General features: G+C 48.7%; 16 protein-coding genes. 2 read left to right on the top strand and 14 right to left on the bottom strand.

Annotated elements, in window-relative coordinates:
* Nucleotides 1-32 precede the first annotated feature (32 nt).
* The 3 genes from arcB to KIU71_RS03420 form a co-directional block, all read right to left on the bottom strand.
* Nucleotides 33-2,399, bottom strand: a complete 2,367-nt coding sequence (arcB, locus tag KIU71_RS03430; RefSeq protein ID WP_214130147.1) for an aerobic respiration two-component sensor histidine kinase ArcB — start codon at nucleotides 2,397-2,399, stop codon at nucleotides 33-35.
* A gap of 107 nt (nucleotides 2,400-2,506) precedes the next feature.
* Nucleotides 2,507-3,346 carry an N-acetylmuramoyl-L-alanine amidase gene (locus KIU71_RS03425; protein WP_315853238.1) on the bottom strand — a complete coding sequence of 280 codons (840 nt, stop codon included), beginning with the start codon at nucleotides 3,344-3,346 and terminating at the stop codon, nucleotides 2,507-2,509.
* 5 nt (nucleotides 3,347-3,351) lie between these two features.
* Nucleotides 3,352-3,852, bottom strand: a complete 501-nt coding sequence (locus tag KIU71_RS03420) for a 3TM-type holin (protein WP_214129783.1) — start codon at nucleotides 3,850-3,852, stop codon at nucleotides 3,352-3,354.
* Nucleotides 3,853-4,542: 690 nt separating this feature from the next.
* Between KIU71_RS03420 and gltB the strand changes: the two genes are divergently transcribed.
* Both gltB and KIU71_RS03410 read left to right on the top strand, forming a co-directional pair.
* Nucleotides 4,543-9,009: a glutamate synthase large subunit gene (gene gltB, locus KIU71_RS03415; RefSeq protein WP_214129782.1), complete on the top strand. Its 4,467-nt coding sequence runs from the start codon at nucleotides 4,543-4,545 to the stop codon at nucleotides 9,007-9,009.
* Between the two features lie 18 nt (nucleotides 9,010-9,027).
* Nucleotides 9,028-10,443 (top strand): FAD-dependent oxidoreductase, encoded by a 1,416-nt coding sequence (locus KIU71_RS03410; protein WP_214129781.1) that lies wholly within the window; start codon nucleotides 9,028-9,030, stop codon nucleotides 10,441-10,443.
* A 7-nt stretch (nucleotides 10,444-10,450) separates the two neighbouring features.
* On the opposite strand, the gene KIU71_RS03405 is transcribed toward KIU71_RS03410, so the two are convergent.
* The 11 genes from KIU71_RS03405 to KIU71_RS03355 all read right to left on the bottom strand — a co-directional run bounded on the left by KIU71_RS03405 (nucleotide 10,451) and on the right by KIU71_RS03355 (nucleotide 18,293).
* The gene (locus tag KIU71_RS03405; RefSeq protein ID WP_214129780.1) at nucleotides 10,451-10,723 is read right to left on the bottom strand and encodes an HPr family phosphocarrier protein; all 273 of its coding nucleotides are present in this window, start codon (nucleotides 10,721-10,723) and stop codon (nucleotides 10,451-10,453) included.
* Nucleotides 10,724-10,739: 16 nt separating this feature from the next.
* The gene (gene rapZ, locus KIU71_RS03400; protein ID WP_214129779.1) at nucleotides 10,740-11,585 is read right to left on the bottom strand and encodes an RNase adapter RapZ; all 846 of its coding nucleotides are present in this window, start codon (nucleotides 11,583-11,585) and stop codon (nucleotides 10,740-10,742) included.
* 26 nt (nucleotides 11,586-11,611) lie between these two features.
* Nucleotides 11,612-12,055 (bottom strand): PTS IIA-like nitrogen regulatory protein PtsN, encoded by a 444-nt coding sequence (gene ptsN / locus KIU71_RS03395; RefSeq protein ID WP_214129778.1) that lies wholly within the window; start codon nucleotides 12,053-12,055, stop codon nucleotides 11,612-11,614.
* Nucleotides 12,056-12,082: 27 nt separating this feature from the next.
* On the bottom strand, nucleotides 12,083-12,370 hold the full coding sequence (gene hpf, locus KIU71_RS03390; RefSeq protein WP_214129777.1) for a ribosome hibernation promoting factor: 288 nt from the start codon (nucleotides 12,368-12,370) through the stop codon (nucleotides 12,083-12,085).
* Nucleotides 12,371-12,395: 25 nt separating this feature from the next.
* The gene (locus KIU71_RS03385; RefSeq protein ID WP_214129776.1) at nucleotides 12,396-13,901 is read right to left on the bottom strand and encodes an RNA polymerase factor sigma-54; all 1,506 of its coding nucleotides are present in this window, start codon (nucleotides 13,899-13,901) and stop codon (nucleotides 12,396-12,398) included.
* Nucleotides 13,902-13,978: 77 nt separating this feature from the next.
* Entirely contained in the window at nucleotides 13,979-14,704 is a 726-nt protein-coding gene (gene lptB / locus KIU71_RS03380) for an LPS export ABC transporter ATP-binding protein (protein ID WP_214129775.1), read from the bottom strand.
* Nucleotides 14,704-15,246 carry a lipopolysaccharide transport periplasmic protein LptA gene (gene lptA / locus KIU71_RS03375; protein WP_214129774.1) on the bottom strand — a complete coding sequence of 181 codons (543 nt, stop codon included), beginning with the start codon at nucleotides 15,244-15,246 and terminating at the stop codon, nucleotides 14,704-14,706. Before lptA ends, lptB begins: the two co-directional genes overlap by 1 nt.
* A 1-nt stretch (nucleotide 15,247) precedes the next feature.
* Complete coding sequence (gene lptC / locus KIU71_RS03370) at nucleotides 15,248-15,820, bottom strand: LPS export ABC transporter periplasmic protein LptC (RefSeq protein ID WP_214129773.1); 573 nt, start codon at nucleotides 15,818-15,820, stop codon at nucleotides 15,248-15,250.
* Nucleotides 15,817-16,371 (bottom strand): 3-deoxy-manno-octulosonate-8-phosphatase KdsC, encoded by a 555-nt coding sequence (kdsC, locus tag KIU71_RS03365; RefSeq protein ID WP_214129772.1) that lies wholly within the window; start codon nucleotides 16,369-16,371, stop codon nucleotides 15,817-15,819. The genes lptC and kdsC overlap by 4 nt, the downstream gene beginning before the upstream one ends.
* Nucleotides 16,368-17,336 carry a KpsF/GutQ family sugar-phosphate isomerase gene (locus tag KIU71_RS03360; RefSeq protein ID WP_214129771.1) on the bottom strand — a complete coding sequence of 323 codons (969 nt, stop codon included), beginning with the start codon at nucleotides 17,334-17,336 and terminating at the stop codon, nucleotides 16,368-16,370. Before KIU71_RS03360 ends, kdsC begins: the two co-directional genes overlap by 4 nt.
* The gene (locus tag KIU71_RS03355) at nucleotides 17,337-18,293 is read right to left on the bottom strand and encodes a calcium/sodium antiporter (RefSeq protein WP_214129770.1); all 957 of its coding nucleotides are present in this window, start codon (nucleotides 18,291-18,293) and stop codon (nucleotides 17,337-17,339) included.
* Nucleotides 18,294-18,315 lie beyond the last annotated feature (22 nt).

The raw sequence follows: 18,315 nt of genomic DNA, 5'->3' as shown, positions 1-18,315 counted from the left end.
CTGCCTTTTCATGGGGTGATCTTTATTGCCAATCAATCATCAACCGCTTGTTCATTCAGCCAGTCATTCAGTGTGACCATATCTTTTACCACCGCAAGTTGCAGTTCCTCTAGCCAGTCATGCACATTTTGCCACCATGCAGGATGGTCGCCTTGCTGAATTTGATTGGCAATGCGTTGCACGCGCGCCAAGCCCACCGAGCCTGCCGCACCTTTAATCTTGTGCGCTTGAGAGCACACTTCCGGTTTCTCGTCGGCGCTAAGGTTGAGCTGTAAGATTTCCATGTATTCTGGCATTTTTTCCTGAAACACCTTCACGCTGGTGCGCACCATTTCTTCCCCAATGGTATCAACCAGCATTTGTAGCAGATCCAGATCAAGCACATTGCTCACGTCTTTGCTGGCCGACTGCGATGCCGTCACATCGCGTTCACGTGATGCACTGGGATCAGCTGGTTCATATGCGAACAATTCGTTAAGTACCTCGATGATTCGGCTCTTTTTCAATGGTTTCGCAATAATGTCGTCCATACCGTTCTGCAAATATTCTTCACGCTTTTTAATCACGTTTGCAGTCAATGCAACGATGGGCGTTTGCATGACCAAATCTTCTTCGTGCAGTGTGCGAGCGACGTCAAACCCGTTCATGTCCGGCAGTTGAATATCCAGCAAAATGAGGTCGTAGGTCGTTTCGCGTGCTTTGTCTATCGCATCCTGACCCGTCATGGCAACGTCCACTTTCTGCCCTAACTTTTCCAACAGCGCCTTTGCCACCATCACATTAAGTTCGATATCTTCAACCAACAAAATATTCAGGCTGCCAACATTCAGCTCTTCCAATTGAACGGGTTTTGTTGAAATCGCGACCGGCAGCTCAATCACAAAGCAGGAACCTTTACCCACCTGACTGTGGACGGAAATTTTCCCTTTCATCAAGTCGACCATCTGTTTGCAGATGGCCAGGCCAATTCCCGTGCCGGTGGCCATTTGGTGATCCGGATGATCCACCTGATAATACATGGCAAAAATCTTTTCCAACTCATCTTGTGGAATACCGATGCCCGTGTCTTCTACCACAAATTTCACCAGTGATACTCCCGATTCAGGAACGCTGGCCGAAACGGTTAGTTTCACCCGGCCTCGCTGCGTAAACTTCACGGCGTTAAACAGAATATTCCAAAGGATCTGCCGCAAGCGTGTGCCATCCACTTCAACCAGATGCGGTAACGGTTCAACCACCGTGGAAATAAATTCCAGTTCTTTGTCAGCCGCAAGCAGGCGAATAATACTGGCAAGCTCTTCGGTAAACTCATTGAGTGAGACCGTTTTCAGCGACAACTCTAATTTGTCTCTGTCGAGGCGATCGAGATCGATAATATCGTTAAATATATTCCCCAGCGTTATGCCACTGGCATAGATCGTACTTACCCAGGCAAACTGTTCTTGAGTTAGCTCCGTGTCGCGCAACATACGGCTCAGACCAACGATACCATTGAGCGGCGTTCGAAGCTCATGACTGATGGTGGCGATAAAGCGCGTTTTGTCTTTGCTGGCTTTCGCCGCCGCACTCTCAGCCTGTTTCCGTTCAGTCATGTCGCGACCAAAGGCCAGCAGGCCAAGTCTATTTCCGTCGTTGTCAAAGAAAGGTACTTTGCGCATTTCAAAATAACGGCGCCGCCCATCAGCAAACCGAAGCCATAACTCTTCAGTAATACTCGCGTTGCTTTCCAACACTTCATGATCACTGGCCACCACCTGACGCGCTAAATCTTCTTCATAGACATCGTGTGGCGTCAGGCCCAGCAACTCATCTTGTGATTTTCCGGTGAGCTGCTCAGCCACCCTATTGCAGCCTGCAAAACGTCCTTCTTCGTTGCGGTAATAAATCAAGTCTGGGGAAGCATCAATAATGGAGCGTAGCAAAGTAGACAGTCGGCGCGCCTGCAACTCTTTTTCAGATTTGTCTTTAATCTCTTTCTCAAGCTCAACGAACACAGACTCACGTTCAAGTTGAGCACTTTTGCGTTGCTCGATTTCATGGTTAAGCTGGCGTATATTGTGTTGCAACTCACGGTTCAGAAACACATCTTCTTCTCGCAGTTTTTCCATTTGCTCAACCAGATCCTGCAAGTGCGTTCTGGAATGCTCCAATTGCTTCACCAGTTCACTGAAAAAATACAGCACCCAGGGAGCACTCAACATGGTCAATACAATCGCGCTGACGAAGTCATCAGGTTCAATATTGCTATTTAAGCTGACACGAATAATGTAGGAACCACCAATGGTGAAGACTAAGCTGCCGATCACAAACAAAATGCTGAGCTTAACCGTGCCAATGCGTTCGACAAACTGGGCAAAGCGAATCGCCCATGAGGTTTTTTCTGGGTAGTTTTCTTGCATGAATACTGACTTGATCATTACGCGTGTTCGCATGGTAACAGCATTCTACTCATTCTCACATTGGCACATGCATACCCGGACGACGCCCAGCGAGGCTTAACACTTCATCATTTCAAATATCGGCTGCTTACCCAACCCGTAACAGACTGTTCGACCTTTACCCAGCCATCTTTTCTCTCAAGCACTTTCACTGCAGTACCGCCCAGTAACGGTGCACCAATGGCGGGATATTGCACACCCGCGCCGCCGCGAATGTTAAGTTTTGGCGCGGTCACAACACGGCGGTTCAAAACCGCCCCATCATGAGATGGTGCCTCATTGCTGTCGCGTGAGTCGAGCAATGTGCTGCGCAGTTTGTCGAGCGGGAAGGCGGGTCCTGGGTCACGCTTGCGTCCCGGAGACACCTCTTCATGGCCTAATACGTGTTTTATCGGATAGACGTGGATCAAGGTTTGGCAAAGCGAAAATACAGCGCGGATCTGAGGTTCTGTGTAAGCGTGCCAGTAGCTGGGTTCAGTTTCATTGCGGTGTATTCCTTTGAATATCGATTGCCCGCTATACGCTCGGTTGAACCAGCTTAAGTACTGCCCGTCGTCGTTCATACTGAGCGGTCCTGCATTATCGATTTCGATGCCGATACTGTACTGATTCAGACCCGTTCGGCCCCGCCACTCACTTTTACCCGCATGCCAAGCGACATGATTAAACGGAACCAATTGAACCATTTCACCGTTTCGCCCCACCACAATATGCGCAGATACCCGGTTGTTCGGATCACACATGGTAGTAACGGCGGAGTCTAGCGAGCTGCCAGCGGTGTAATGAATAATGACCGTATCAGGTAACTGATTGTCAGTACTAAAATGATTGCCGTGGTTTGTACTCGGTACTTGAGACACCGCTTTGCCCAGCAGAAGATGCTGGTTGATCAATAGATTTGATGCCACAACCATTACCCCAGAGGCCTGGCATCATCCAGCAAGGACGAGCGTTTTACCTCACCCGTCACGGCGCGCGTCATTAAGTTGTTGGCGCCACGCTTCTCAAATGAGCGGCCAATGGCCCATGTTGCCACAATACCTCCCCAGGCGGCCCAGAATTCACCGGGCAAATCAAAGGTGGTGGCTGTACTGCTGGTTAACATCGAAACCAGCGGAACCACGAAGTAATTCAATCCAATCATCACAAGACCAAAGTAAACGACCGTGGGGCGAGCGCGTTTGGTGTAGTTATCGCCTTGTTGCAGCTCAGCGACAAGAATGCGTTCTCGCGCTTCCAGATTCTTGCGCATAGTCTGCTCAATCTCAGAATCACGGGCGGCCATAAGGCGCTGTAAATCAAGCTTGAAGTTCTGCTTTTCTTCTTCCGACAAGTGAAAACGATCAATCGTATCGCCCACTTTTTCAACGATGCTTCCAGCGCTGCCCGCGAAAATTTCCGTAAACCAGCTCATGTGTATCTCCGTTACCATTTCGGTCGTAACATAACTGCAGCAAAAGTGCATGTTGAATATGCTACCGAATAAAATTTGGCATTAAGCATAGACCAAGTTTTCAAATAGTACACTTTTTGACCAATTTCAATAATTAAGCGGCTAACCGCAATGCGCTCAGCGGCGGTCATTTTCTGCATTTGCTCCGCTGAAATATCGTATTTGACCAGCGGCGCCGCAGACTCGCCGCATTGGTTTATATTGAATATTCATTCACAAAATACCGCCTAACTGCCCATACTTATTCATTAGTCAGTGTTCAATTGATAATTGATTACAGTTGTGAATTTTTTGTAAATGTCGACCTAAATTGACGGAAACACAGCGCTTTGAGAATTTGGGGTGTCTTTTGCTTCTCAGACAAAAACACGTTAACCACTGTATTCATTGATTTTTATTTTTTCTTCCAACGCCACTCACCGATTCACTTCATTATCAGATTGATTTTAGAGGTGGTTGCCGGTATGTTGGTAAGTCCGCTGTATAAAAATGAATAAAAATGCGGAATTGCAAGGGCCAAGTATCCTCATAAGCACAACGACAACCACAATCAGAATTTAAGCAGCATTGCAGTGTTAGGTGCGTGCGGTCGTGCGTGTCTGAAAAGTCAGCAGCCTCTGCTCAATAGCACACAGGTGATAGGAGTTAGAAATGAGTTTATATAACCCTGCGGACTCGCGGGACAATTGCGGCTTCGGGCTTATCGCCCACCTCAATGGCGAAGCCAGCCATCGCCTCGTGACAACAGCCATCAAAGGGCTGGACAGAATGCAGCACCGCGGCGGCATCGCCGCAGACGGAAAAACAGGTGACGGCTGCGGCTTGCTGATGCAAAAGCCAGACGGTTTTTTTCGCGCAGTGGCGGAGCAAAAAGGCTGGCGACTGAGCAAAAAATACGGTGTCGGCATGGTCTTCCTGCCGAAAAATCCGGAGCGAGCAGAATACGCGCGTAATGTTCTCGAAGAAGAGTTAGGCAAAGAAACCCTTGGCGTAGTCGGCTGGCGAGAAGTGCCCGTTGATGAAAGCGTGTTGGGTGATTTAGCCCTGACGGGTGTGCCGCGCATTGAGCAAGTGTTCGTGAATGCACCTGCCGGTTGGCGTAAGCGCGATCTCGAACGGCGTTTATACATGGTACGTCGGCGTTCTGAGAAACGTCTTGCCAATGATGAAGAATTTTATGTCGCCTGTCTTTCCGGGTTAGTCACCATCTACAAAGGCTTGGTGATGCCGAAGGACTTGCCACTCTTCTATCAAGATTTAGCCGATCCTCGTATGGAAAGCGCCATATGCGTGTTCCACCAGCGTTTTTCTACAAACACATTGCCTAAATGGCCACTGGCACAGCCGTTTCGCTTCTTGGCGCATAATGGTGAAATTAACACGATTAAAGGCAACCGTGATTGGGCCATGGCCCGCACCGCAAAATTTGCCACACCGCTGCTTCCCGACCTTAAGGATGCAGCCCCCTTTGTGAATGTGGAAGGGTCTGATTCCAGCTCGTTAGACAACATGCTCGAACTGTTTCTTGCTGGCGGTATGGATTTGTTCCGGGCGATGCGATTGCTGGTGCCACCTGCGTATCAAAATAATAAAACCATGGATCCAGAATTAAGGGCGTTTTACGAGTTTAACTCGATGCACATGGAGCCGTGGGACGGACCTGCTGGCATAGTACTCACCAATGGTCGACATGTTGCCTGTAATCTGGACAGAAACGGACTACGCCCAGCACGGTACGTGATCACTGATGACGGTTTTATCACGTTAGCGTCTGAGATTGGCATTTGGGATTACTCGCCACAGAGCGTGGTCGAGAAAGGACGCGTTGGTCCGGGTGAAATGCTCGCGGTAGATACTTACACAGGGAAGATCTGGCGTTCAACCGAGATCGACGAAGATTTGAAGTCTCGCCATCCGTATCAGGAGTGGCTGCTTAAGCATATTCGGCGTTTGACGCCAATCGAACAGCTCGATGCCAGCTTAATTGGTCAACGCGTGTTTGACGATGATACGTTAGCAACGTACCACAAGCTGTTCAATTACAGTTATGAAGAGCTCCAACAAATCATTAAAGTGCTCGCTAAAGATGGTCAGGAAGCGGTCGGCTCAATGGGTGACGACACGCCCATGGCTGTCATGTCGTCCAAACAGCGCACTCTCTACGACTATTTTCGCCAGCAGTTTGCGCAGGTGACAAACCCACCTATCGACTCGCTACGTGAAAATCATGTGATGTCACTCGCCACCTGTATTGGTCGAGAGCAAAATGTTTTCAGTGAAACTAGCGGGTATGCGGATCGGGTATTGTTCGAATCGCCCATCTTGATGTACACGGATTTAAAACAACTGCGCGAATTTAATCCAGAGCATTATTACTCTGAAGTGGTGGATTTAAATTACACGGCTGAAGAAGGCTTGAAGAAAGCCATTGAGCGCGTGTGTGGCGAAGTAGAATATTTGGTTAAGCAGAAGAAAGCCGCCTTCGTGATCTTATCCGATCGCAATATTAAGCCAAACCGATTGCCGATACCTGCCGCAATGGCTGTCGGTGCAGTTCAGCAACGCTTGATTGCTAAGGCACTTCGCTGTGATGCGAACATCGTAGTAGAAACAGCAAGTGCTCGCGATCCGCATCATTTCGCCGTGTTAATTGGGTTGGGCGCAACCGCAATTTATCCCTTCCTTGCGTATGAAACTATTGAGCAAATGGCGGAAAATAAAGAATTCGACATTCCGGTGTTAGATGCGGTGTTAAATTATCGCAAGGGCATCAATAAAGGATTGTATAAAATTCTGTCTAAAATGGGCATCAGCACGGTAGCGAGCTATCGTAGTTCGAAGCTGTTTGAAGCGGTTGGCATCAATAGTTCGGTCATTGATTTGTGCTTTAAAGGCGTGCCTAGCCGCATTCAGGGCGCAAGTTTTGACGATTTTCAACAAGATACGTTGAATTTAAGCAGAGTTGCTTGGTTGAAACGCAAAAAGCTATCCCACGGTGGTCTGTTAAAGTATGTGCACGATGGTGAATATCACGCTTACAATCCGGATGTTGTGCAAACGTTGCAAGTTGCCGTCAAAAGCGGCCGTTATGAAGATTATCAAGCCTATAGCAAATTGGTGAACGAACGTGCGCCATCGCACTTACGTGATCTACTGGCGCTACAGTCTGGACATCAGCCAATTTCGATTGACGAGGTTGAGCCTGCTGAGCATCTGTTTCCTCGCTTCGACACCGCCGCGATGTCGATTGGTGCACTCAGCCCAGAAGCACATGAGGCATTGGCCATCGCCATGAACCGTTTAGGCGGTAATTCCAATTCGGGAGAAGGCGGCGAAGACCCCAAGCGCTTTAATACAGAGAAAAATTCACGAATTAAACAGGTTGCCTCGGGTCGCTTTGGTGTCACTCCGCATTACTTGGTTAATGCGAACATCATTCAGATCAAAGTTGCACAAGGTGCAAAGCCGGGAGAAGGTGGTCAGTTGCCCGGCGACAAAGTGAATAAATACATTGCTGAGTTACGCTATTCCGTGCCGGGAGTGACATTGATTTCTCCGCCGCCACATCACGATATCTACTCAATCGAAGACTTGGCGCAACTGATTTTTGATTTGAAACAGGTCAACCCGGAAGCCTTGATCTCCGTTAAACTCGTTTCTGAACCGGGCGTTGGCACAATAGCTACCGGCGTGGCAAAAGCCTACGCCGATTTGATTACCATCTCAGGCTATGATGGTGGCACGGGTGCTAGCCCACTCACGTCGGTTAAGTACGCAGGCAGCCCGTTCGAACTGGGTTTAGCTGAAACGCAACAAGCGTTGGTTGAAAACGGCTTGCGACACAAGGTGCGCGTACAAACCGACGGTGGCCTCAAAACTGGACTGGACGTCGTAAAAGCAGCCATTATGGGCGCCGAAAGCTTTGGTTTTGGCACCGGCCCGATGGTGGCGTTAGGCTGTAAATACCTACGTATTTGTCACTTGAACAATTGCGCGACGGGTGTGGCAACACAAGACCAAAAACTTAGAGACAGCTATTTTATCGGTTTACCCGAGATGGTCATGAACTACTTTAAATTCGTCGCTCAAGAGGTACGTGAGATTTTAGCCTCTTTAGGTGTTCGCCGACTGGATGATCTTATCGGCCGAACTGAGTTTTTGAAGCTTCTTGATGGTCAAACTGCGAAGCAAAACCGGTTGGACCTTTCGCCCCTGCTTGCTAAGGCGTCGGCGAAAGAGCATACACGCCTGTTTTGCTCCGAGATTACCAATACACCGCTGGACGCAGGTGATCTTAATCAGCGTATTCTGAGTGATTCTGCCAGCGCGTTGGAAACGCGTCGTACGAGTCATTTGACTTATGCGGTGAGAAACACTGACAGAAGTGTCGGTGCAACACTGTCTGGCGCCATTGCCAAACGCTACGGCAACCTCGACTTTGATGATACACCAATCAATATCACGTTGAATGGCACGGTGGGCCAAAGTTTCGGTGTGTGGAATGCCGGCGGCGTTCATATGCATTTGGTCGGCGATGCCAATGACTATGTGGGTAAAGGCATGACGGGCGGTAAGCTGGTGATCAGTGTACCGCCAAACATTCAGTTTGATAGCCACAATAGCGCCATTATGGGCAACACCTGTTTATACGGGGCTACGGGCGGCAAGCTATTTGCTGCGGGTCGAGCGGGTGAGCGTTTCGCGGTGCGTAACTCTGGCGCCATTGCCGTGGTTGAAGGAATTGGTGATAACGGCTGTGAATACATGACCGGCGGCATCGTAGCAATACTCGGTCAGGTCGGTGTCAATTTTGGCGCGGGTATGACCGGAGGATTTGCGTATATCTTTGACGAGCATGCCGACCTGCAGCATCGGGTGAATCCTGAGTTAGTCGAAATTCTGGACATCGAGCAAAAAGGTATTCTTACCGAGCACTTGCGTGGCTTGATCAACCAGCATTACGAAGAAACCGGCAGCGAGTTCAGCTTGTCGTTATTGACCAACTTTAGTGATGCGCTAAGCAAGTTCAAACTGGTGAAACCGAAAACCAGCGATGTCAAAAACTTACTGGGGCACATTAGCCGCTCTAGCGCTGAACTGCAGCTTCAGGCGCAATAGCAAGAGGATTAATTATTTATGGCAAAGAACGTTTATCAATTTGTCGACGTGGAAAGAATTGATCCGCCGAAAAAACCCATCGTTGTGCGCAAAGAGGACTTCGGTGAAATTTATCAACCGCTGACTCAATCGCAAACTGAAGGTCAGGCTGATAGATGTCTGGACTGTGGCAACCCTTACTGTGAGTGGAAGTGCCCGGTACATAATTACATTCCGCAATGGCTTGATCTTGCTAATCAAGGGCGAATTATCGAAGCCGCTGAGCTTTCTCACAAAACCAACAGCTTACCGGAAGTGTGCGGCCGAGTATGCCCTCAGGACCGCCTCTGCGAGGGCGCCTGTACATTGAATGATGATTTTGGCGCGGTGACCATTGGCAGTATCGAGAAATACATTACTGATACTGCATTCAAAATGGGCTGGCGGCCAGATATGTCGGGCGTAACATGGACGGATAAGAAAGTGGCAATTGTTGGCGCGGGTCCGGCCGGATTGGCTTGCGCCGATGTACTCGTGCGCAATGGCGTTAAGCCGGTGGTGTATGACCGCTACGAAGAAATTGGTGGCCTACTCACGTTTGGCATCCCTTCATTTAAGCTTGAAAAAGAGGTTGTGAAGCTACGCCGTGAGATTTTCACCGATATGGGTATTGAGTTCAAACTGAATACGGAGATCGGTAAGGACATTGAATTCCAAACACTGCTGGATGAAAACGATGCCGTGTTTCTGGGCATGGGAACCTATACGGCGATGGCCGGCGGGTTTGTGAACGAGGAAGCGCCCGGCGTTTACAAAGCGCTGCCCTTCCTAGTGGCCAACATCAATCGTCTGATGGGATTTGAAAAAGATCCAAACGACTTTATCGACATGCGCGGCAAGCGTGTTGTCGTATTGGGTGGCGGTGACACGACCATGGATTGCGTTCGTACCTCTATTCGCCAAGGCGCGGCGAGCGTCACTTGTGCATACCGTCGGGATGAAGACAGTATGCCGGGCTCACGCCGCGAAGTGGTGAATGCGAAAGAGGAAGGCGTAGAGTTTCAGTTCAACCTTCAGCCTATTGATATCGCAGTAGATGATCAGGGCAATGCGGTAGGTGTCAAACTTATTCGTACCGAAATGGGGCCGCCAGATGCTTACGGCCGACGCCGTCCGGTTGAAGTCGCCGGCTCCGAGCACATCTTAGAAGCCGATGCAGTGATCATCGCGTTTGGATTTCAACCGAGTCCAGCGGGTTGGTTTGGCGATGCAGGTATTATGCTGGACGAAAAAGGCCGCGTACGAGCACCGGCAAAAGGCAATTTTGCGTTTCAGACGTCCAATCCAAAGATATTCTCAGGTGGTGACATGGTACGCGGTAGTGATTTAGTGGTGACCGCTATCGACGAAGGCCGCAAAGCTGCGGAGGGAATGCTCGACTACATGGGTGTCTGATGACACCCTACTCTTCCTCGTGAAACTTATCCTCAACCAATGATTTTACCGCATTGAATGCGGCCTGGGCGTCTTCTCCCTCACAGGCGACGGTAACAGTTTCACCCTGATGACTTTCCAGCATCATCAATCCAAGCACACTGGAAGCGTCCGCCGACTTATCTTCCTTGTGTAAGGTGATCGTCGAAGAGAACGTGTTGGCGAGTGTCACTAGCTGGGTCGCTGCTCGCGCATGTAAGCCTAACTTATTAACAATGGTGAGAGGTTGCTCAATACGCATTATCGTGCCTTGGTTCCTACCGATTAAGCTCTCGGTGACGAGTTTGTACATCCGGATGGATATCAGAAAACGTTTTCGCTAAATTTTCAACGGCATAAACAGAACGATGTTGCCCGCCAGTACAGCCAATGGCGATAGTCACATAACTGCGATTATTGCGCTCAAGGTGCGGCAACCACGTGCTGATCAGATTTTGTATTTGCCATACAAATTTGGTCACGATGGGCTGCGACCCTAAAAACTGTTCCACCGGACTATCCAATCCGGTCAAGTGCTTCAAGTCAGGTTCCCAATGAGGATTAGGTAAAAACCGCGCATCAAACACGTAATCAGCGTCCTTCGGGATCCCGTACTTAAACCCAAAGCTTTCAAAAACCAAGACAAGCCGAGAGCTCTTTTTCCCTAAGATACGTTCACGTATGAGTTCCGCCAACTGGTGAACAGACAATTTGTCGGTATCGAGGTATAAATCGGCTCTTTCGGCGATCGGCGCAAGTAGCTGTTTTTCAGCGATAATCGCGTCCGTAAGGGACTTATTTTGCTTCGACAGAGGGTGTAGGCGACGTGTTTCACTGAAACGCTTAACCAACTCATCGTCACTCGCATCGAGGTAGATGATGGTCATGTCCCACGCGTCGGGAAGATAGTTCAGGATTTCCACCAACTCACTTGGCTGCTTAGGCAAGTTCCGCACATCAATGCTGACGGCCACCAGATCGTAATCATCAACCACAGCATGGGTGAGCGTTGGAAGCAAATTAACCGGTATATTGTCGACACAATAGTAGCCAAGATCTTCAAGCGCACGAAGCGCAATAGACTTCCCTGACCCACTGCGGCCACTGACGATAATCAATTTCATGAGGCACTTTTCATCGGGATAAACAACTAAGACAATGCTTGCACAATATCATCACTGGTTTGTGCTTTGCGAATCAATTTTACCCGCTCTTTATCGGCTAACTTTCCGGCGATGCCAGAAAGCATTTGTAAATGGACATCGTTCTGATCGTCAGGCACAAGGAGCGCGAAAAAGATGTCGACAGGTTTGTCGTCAATCGCGTCGAAGTCAATCGCGGGCTCGCTCGTTACCACTATCGCCATGACGCGACCTAAACCGGATAAGCGGCCATGTGGGATGGCGATACCGTTTCCGATACCCGTGCTGCCTACACGCTCTCGACTCATCAGAGCATTCAACACCGTATCTTTATCAATGTCGCTATTATTATCAGCCGCAAGTTGGCTGATAATTTCGAGAATTCGTTTTTTGCTGTTGCACTGAACCGCACATTGCGTGCGGTTAGTGCTTAAAATGGCTTGTAAATTCATAAGTAATATTAATTAGGGCTTTCGGCCCTAGTGCTTCTTAAGCTTTTCCTTATGACGAATAACCTGTCGATCAAGCTTATCAATCATGCTGTCGATAGCGGCGTACATATCGGTATTCTCTGACGAAGCGAACACTTCCGCACCGCTCAAATGAACTGTTGCTTCTGCTTTCTGATTCAACTTTTCGACGTTAAGGATCACATGGACATTGGAGATGTGGTCAAAATGTCGTTCCAATTTGGTAAATTTAGTATCCACATAGTCACGCAATGAATCGGTAATATCGACGTGATGGCCAGTTAGGTTAATTTGCATATTTCGCCTTCCTTCTTGTTAGAGCCTACAACAAACTCTTACGTTGATTAGACGGTGGAATCGCAAGCGATTCACGGTACTTTGCTATTGTTCGCCGCGCCACTTGAATACCTTGGTCGGCCAACAATTGAGCAATCTTACTATCACTTAGCGGCTTGCTGGGTGTTTCAGCTGCCACTAACTTCTTAATCAGTGCACGGATCGCCGTTGATGAACACTCTCCGCCACTATCCGTTGCAACATGACTGGAGAAGAAGTACTTCAGCTCGTAAATACCACGCGGCGTATGCATATACTTTTGCGTAGTGACTCGTGAGATGGTTGATTCGTGCATATCCACCATTTCTGCGACATCGTTAAGCACCATTGGTTTCATCATTTCAGGGCCGTGTTCAAAAAAACCGACTTGTTGCTGTACGATACAATTGGCAACTTTCATGAGAGTATCGTTACGGCTTTCCAGGCTTTTGATAAACCACTTGGCTTCCTGCATATGAGAGCGGATAAACTGTGAATCGCTGCTGTTACGGGCATTTCGACTCATTGCTGCGTATTGCTGATTGATACTCAGTTTCGGCAAACTATCGGGGTTGAGTTCTACCTGCCAGCGACCGTTTTTCTTCATCACCGACACATCGGGGATCACATACTCGGGCTCTTTGGTCACCAATGCACTGCCGGGCCGTGGGTTCAGCGTCTGCAATAGCCGCATCGCCTCACGCAGTTCATCTTCTTTCAACCGACTCTTGCGCATTAACGTGCGATAGTCTTTGCTGCTGAGGAGATCGGCGTATTCTGTTAGCAATTGCTTAGCTTCGGCAACCCACGGTGTATCCGGTGCAAATTGATTGAGTTGAACCAATAAACACTCTTGCGGAGTGCGTGAGCCCGAACCAATAGGATCAAACATTTGAATGCGCTTCAACACACAAAGCACTTCATCTTCTTCTATTGGCTCATCAGCCACCTCGTCGTTGTTCACTGACTCAAGTATGTCTTCGACTGAGGTCGTTAGGTAGCCCGATTCTTCAATGGAATCAATGATCGCAATTGCAATAGCGCGGTCGACCTCACTGAATGGCGTTAGGCGCATCTGCCAGAGCAAATGATCCTGAATATTGTCCGTTGTTTCACCTTGAAATACGTAGTCCTCATCACCACTGCTACCGCCGCTGCCTGAGGTCATCGGCGCCGGTGCTGAGGAGGCGCTATAATACTCATCCCATGTACTATCGATGGGAAGTTCGTCGGGTAAATCGCCCTTCTCTAATGCGTCACCTGACTCCAGTGAGTCAGCGTTGATTTGCTCACTGCGTTGATCATCCTTGTCTTTAGAGGCGTTAGTCTGCAAGTCGCTGCTGCTATCAGCCTCAACGGGTTCGTCCAACTCCAGCAGTGGATTTGAATCCAGCGCTTCCTGGATCTCTGTTTGCAGATCCAGCGTCGAAAGCTGCAGCAGCTTAATCGCCTGCTGAAGCTGTGGTGTCATGGTAAGTTGTTGACTGAATTTTAGCTGTAATGAGGGTTTCATTTAATGCTCTTATAATCCCACAACATATGCTTTTTGGCCTTTTTGTTCATGCATTATCAAGTAGTGCTGCTCCTTAACTATAGCTTGAATTGCTCACCGAGGTATACATCTCTGACTTTTTGATTCGCCAGTACTTCGTCTGCACTGCCTGAGGCAATTAACTCGCCATGACTGACTATGTAGGCAGTTTCACAGACATCAAGAGTCTCTCTTACGTTGTGATCAGTGATAAGTACACCTATCCCGCGCTCGCATAACTGTTGAATGATTTTCTTAATATCGTTCACAGATATTGGATCAACGCCTGCAAAAGGTTCGTCGAGTAAAATAAATTTCGGGTTTGCCGCCAGCGCTCGCGCAATTTCAACGCGCCGCCGTTCACCACCGGAAAGGCTCATACCCAAACTATTGCGAATATGGTTGATATTGAACTCATCCAATAATGCATCGGCCTCCTGCTCACGCTTGAGCGTGGAAAGCTCTTTACGCGTTTGCAAAATTGCCATGATATTTTCCAGCACCGTGAGTTTACGAAAAATCGAAGCTTCTTGCGGAAGGTACCCAATGCCTTGACGGGCGCGCTCGTGCATGGGTAACAAGGTCAGTTCTGATTGGTCAATAAATATCTTGCCTTCATCGAGCGGAACCAGCCCGACAATCATGTAAAATGTGGTCGTTTTGCCAGCGCCGTTGGGCCCTAGAAGGCCAACAATCTGCCCACTGTTGACCCGCACAGAAACATCACGAACCACTTGTCGCGACTTATAAGATTTGGCCAGATGCTCAGCAATAAGGGTTGCCATTAAAAGGGGTTATCCTGTGACTCGGGTTGTTTTTCATTCTGCGCTTTCTTAAAAGCTTCTGGACGAAAAACGGTTTTAACCCGGCGTTTCTCACCGTCGTTACTTTCCGCCAAGAGTTGCTCTTTTTCCATATCAAACTGGATCAGATCCCCCTGCACCATACTGGTATCTCTGACTAACTGTGCGTTGCCATCGAGCGTAATCGCACGCGTAACCACTTCATAGGTGATCGTATTCGCTTGAGCGCTTACACGGCTTCCATCGTCCATATCTTGGGCATAAATCGCAGGGTTGCCACGCGCAATAAAAATTTCACGCCCTTCACCGCCCGTGGCAATGACTTCAACTTCGTCAGCTTTAATCTCCATGCTGCCCTGCGTGATGTGCACATCCTCCCTAAATACGGAAGTTTTATTCTTCCCATCCACAAACTGGCTTTGTGCATCCACAGTAATGGGTTTGTTAAAGTCCGATTCACCAGCCTCCACGTTCAACGCAAAGGCGCTGGCAGTCAGTGTCAGTAGCAACATCATTTTTTTCATATTAAGACGCCTTTTTCTGAGGCAAATAAACGGTTTGAACATGTCTTTTCAGTTCATACTCTTTGGTGTTGAGATCAGCTTCGAAGCCATTACTTTGAATTTCATAATCTGCGCCCTCAATGATCACCGGTTGATCAGACAGCATCTTCTTGGTATCCAGCATGACCTGAATGTATTGCGTTCTGATAGTCTTTACAAAATTATCATCACTGAGCGTTTGAATGACCACATCCCGTTCGAGCTGGATCCGGTCATCATCGTATAACGTGCCTTCTTGTGCTGTCAGTTGCCATGGCTTTTGCTGCTCTTCCATATAAATGGTGTATTGGGGCTGTTTGAAAAATACAAAGCCCAATTGATCATAATGCTCCATTTCGCTGGCGAAAACACGGTGGGTCAATCGGCCATCCTCATCATATAGCGCACTACGCAGGTTTTTAGCTTGATAGGTGGGTTGCCACGCATCCTGCGCCGAATCATCCGCCATTTCTTGCTCATCTTTAAACCAAGTAGGCAGATACGTTGCCAAGGCCAAAATAAATAACGCAGAGATACTGTAGGTGATTCGGTTCACAAACTGGCTCCTGAAAAATCATATAGCGCGCCGCGTGCATCAAGAATTAAGTCGCACACCTGCCTTACGGCACCGAAGCCGCCACGTTCAGACAGCACCCAGTTTGCGTGTTGCTTCACTAAGGGGTGCGCGTCGGCAACAGCGATGGCTAAGCCGGCCGATTTGAACAAACCTAAGTCCGGCACATCATCGCCCACTGCCGCAACCTGCGAAGGTGTCAAAGTGGTTTGTGATAAAAGGGATTGCATCGCATCCGCTTTATTTTCACTGCCCTGAACAATGTATTTAACATTCAACGCTTGCATGCGTCGAGCCACGATTTGCGATTGTCGGCCTGTGACGATCGCCACATCGACTCCACTTCGAACTAACGCTTTAACACCAAAACCATCCCGGGTGTGAAACGCTTTAAATTCTTCGTTGTGCTCACCTAAATAAATACGACCATCGGAAAAAACACCATCAACGTCGCACACTAACAGTTGAATGTTACTGAGCTGAGCGATAATACGGCTGTCTATTTCCCCATAAAGCGTCGATGTTGTTTTCATACCACCCCCGCCTGCAGCAACAGATGCATATTAAATGCGCCCACCGGAATACGCTGCTCGTCTACCACGAATAGCGCACTGATTTTGTGTTTTTCCATCGTATTTAACGCACTTACCGCCAATGTCCGTGGTGCCACGCAAATACTGTTTGGGGTCATGACTTGACTCACCGGCGTGCTGTGTAAGTCAATTCGGTCGTCTAAAATACGCCGTAAATCACCGTCGGTAAAAATACCCACCAGCTGATCGCGCTCGCCCACGACACCCGTCATTCCCAGCCCTTTTGCTGATATTTCCAGCAACGCCTGAATAATGGTTGAGTCACCTTTGACTAACGGTATTTGCTCACCACGCAACATAATATCATCGACAGAGAGCAATAACTTTCGACCTAAACTGCCACCAGGATGGGACAGCGCGAAATCGTCTGAAGTAAACCCGCGTGCATCCAATAGGGCAACCGCTAAAGCATCCCCCATGACGAGTGTTACTGTGGTGCTCGTCGTCGGTGCCAAGCCTAATGAACATGCTTCCTGATTGACGGCAATGTTAAGCACAACATCCGCATTTTTGCCCAGTGTACTGGTGGTGCTATTGGTCATGGCGATAATGGGAATTTTCAATCTTTTCACCACAGGTAAGAGATTGATTAATTCCGCTGACTCACCTGAATTGGAAATTGCTAATAACACATCAGACTTGCCCAACATGCCTAAATCACCGTGATTCGCCTCGCCCGGGTGCATGAAGAATGCTGGTGTACCTGTACTCGCAAAGGTAGCCGCAATTTTGTGACCAATATGCCCTGACTTACCCATACCGCTCACCACCACTTTGCCCTGACATCCCATCAACAGCTCGCAGGCAGCGTTAAAATCGGCGTTGATACTGTGCGTCAGGTCATTAAGTGCTTGGGCTTCAATATCGACAACGCGTTTTGCCGACGCTAAAAAATCAGTCATCATTTACCTAAAAAGTAACCATTGGTAACCAAAGAAAATCAGAAGAAATGCCGTCGCTTCGAACCGGTTAATTTGACGCCTGCCGCGTAAATCTAGACTAAATAGCAACAGTAACAAGGTGAGGCCAAGCATCACAAAGATATCCCGCTGCGCCGCATCCGGATCGATAATACCCGGCGATAATAAACCAGGCATGGCTAATACGGCTAGTAAATTGAAAATATTTGACCCGACGATATTACCCATTGCTAAATCATCTTCACCTTTGAGAACGCCAGCCACACTTGCCGCCAGTTCAGGCAAGCTGGTGCCTAAGGCAATGATCGTGAGCCCGATCACGAGTTGACTGATACCGAGGTAGGTGGCGATATCGACTGCCGACTCAACAATAAAATGCGCACTCACCGGTAACATCACCAGCCCCAAAATAACCCACATCACTGCACTGGACGTCGCAACCCCCGTGGGTATCTCATCTTCAGTTTCTTGCAGAATGGGATCGTTGCGCTCTGATGTCATTGACAGGTAAGCCATACCGACCAATACCATTATCAAACCGACAATCAGCAAAATACCATCTTCACGGCTGATAAACTGGTCGAAAATCAGCCACGAGGCGACCAAGCAAATGCCGAGTAAAATAGGCATTTCTCGTTTGACGGTGCGCGAGCTCACCAGTAACGGGCGCACCAGCGCAGTAATACCCAGCACAAGTGCAATATTAGTGATGTTCGAACCCAGCGCGTTGCCTACCGCTGTATCGCGATTCCCATCCAAAGACGCTGTCGCCGACACGACGATCTCTGGTGCAGAAGAGCCCATCGCTACGATAGTCAGACCAATCATCATTGGCGAAACGCCGACATTACGCGCCAGCGCAGAGGCTCCGTATACGAAACGATCGGCCGACCAACTCAATACCGCTAAACCCACAATGAAGATAGTTAATGAAACTGCCACAGATTCCTTCAATGCTGAAAAT

The organism is Alteromonas oceanisediminis (assembly GCF_018474025.1).
In the GTDB taxonomy this organism is placed as follows: Bacteria; Pseudomonadota; Gammaproteobacteria; order Enterobacterales; family Alteromonadaceae; genus Alteromonas_E; species Alteromonas_E oceanisediminis.
This window is presented reverse-complemented; position numbering and strand designations above follow the sequence as displayed.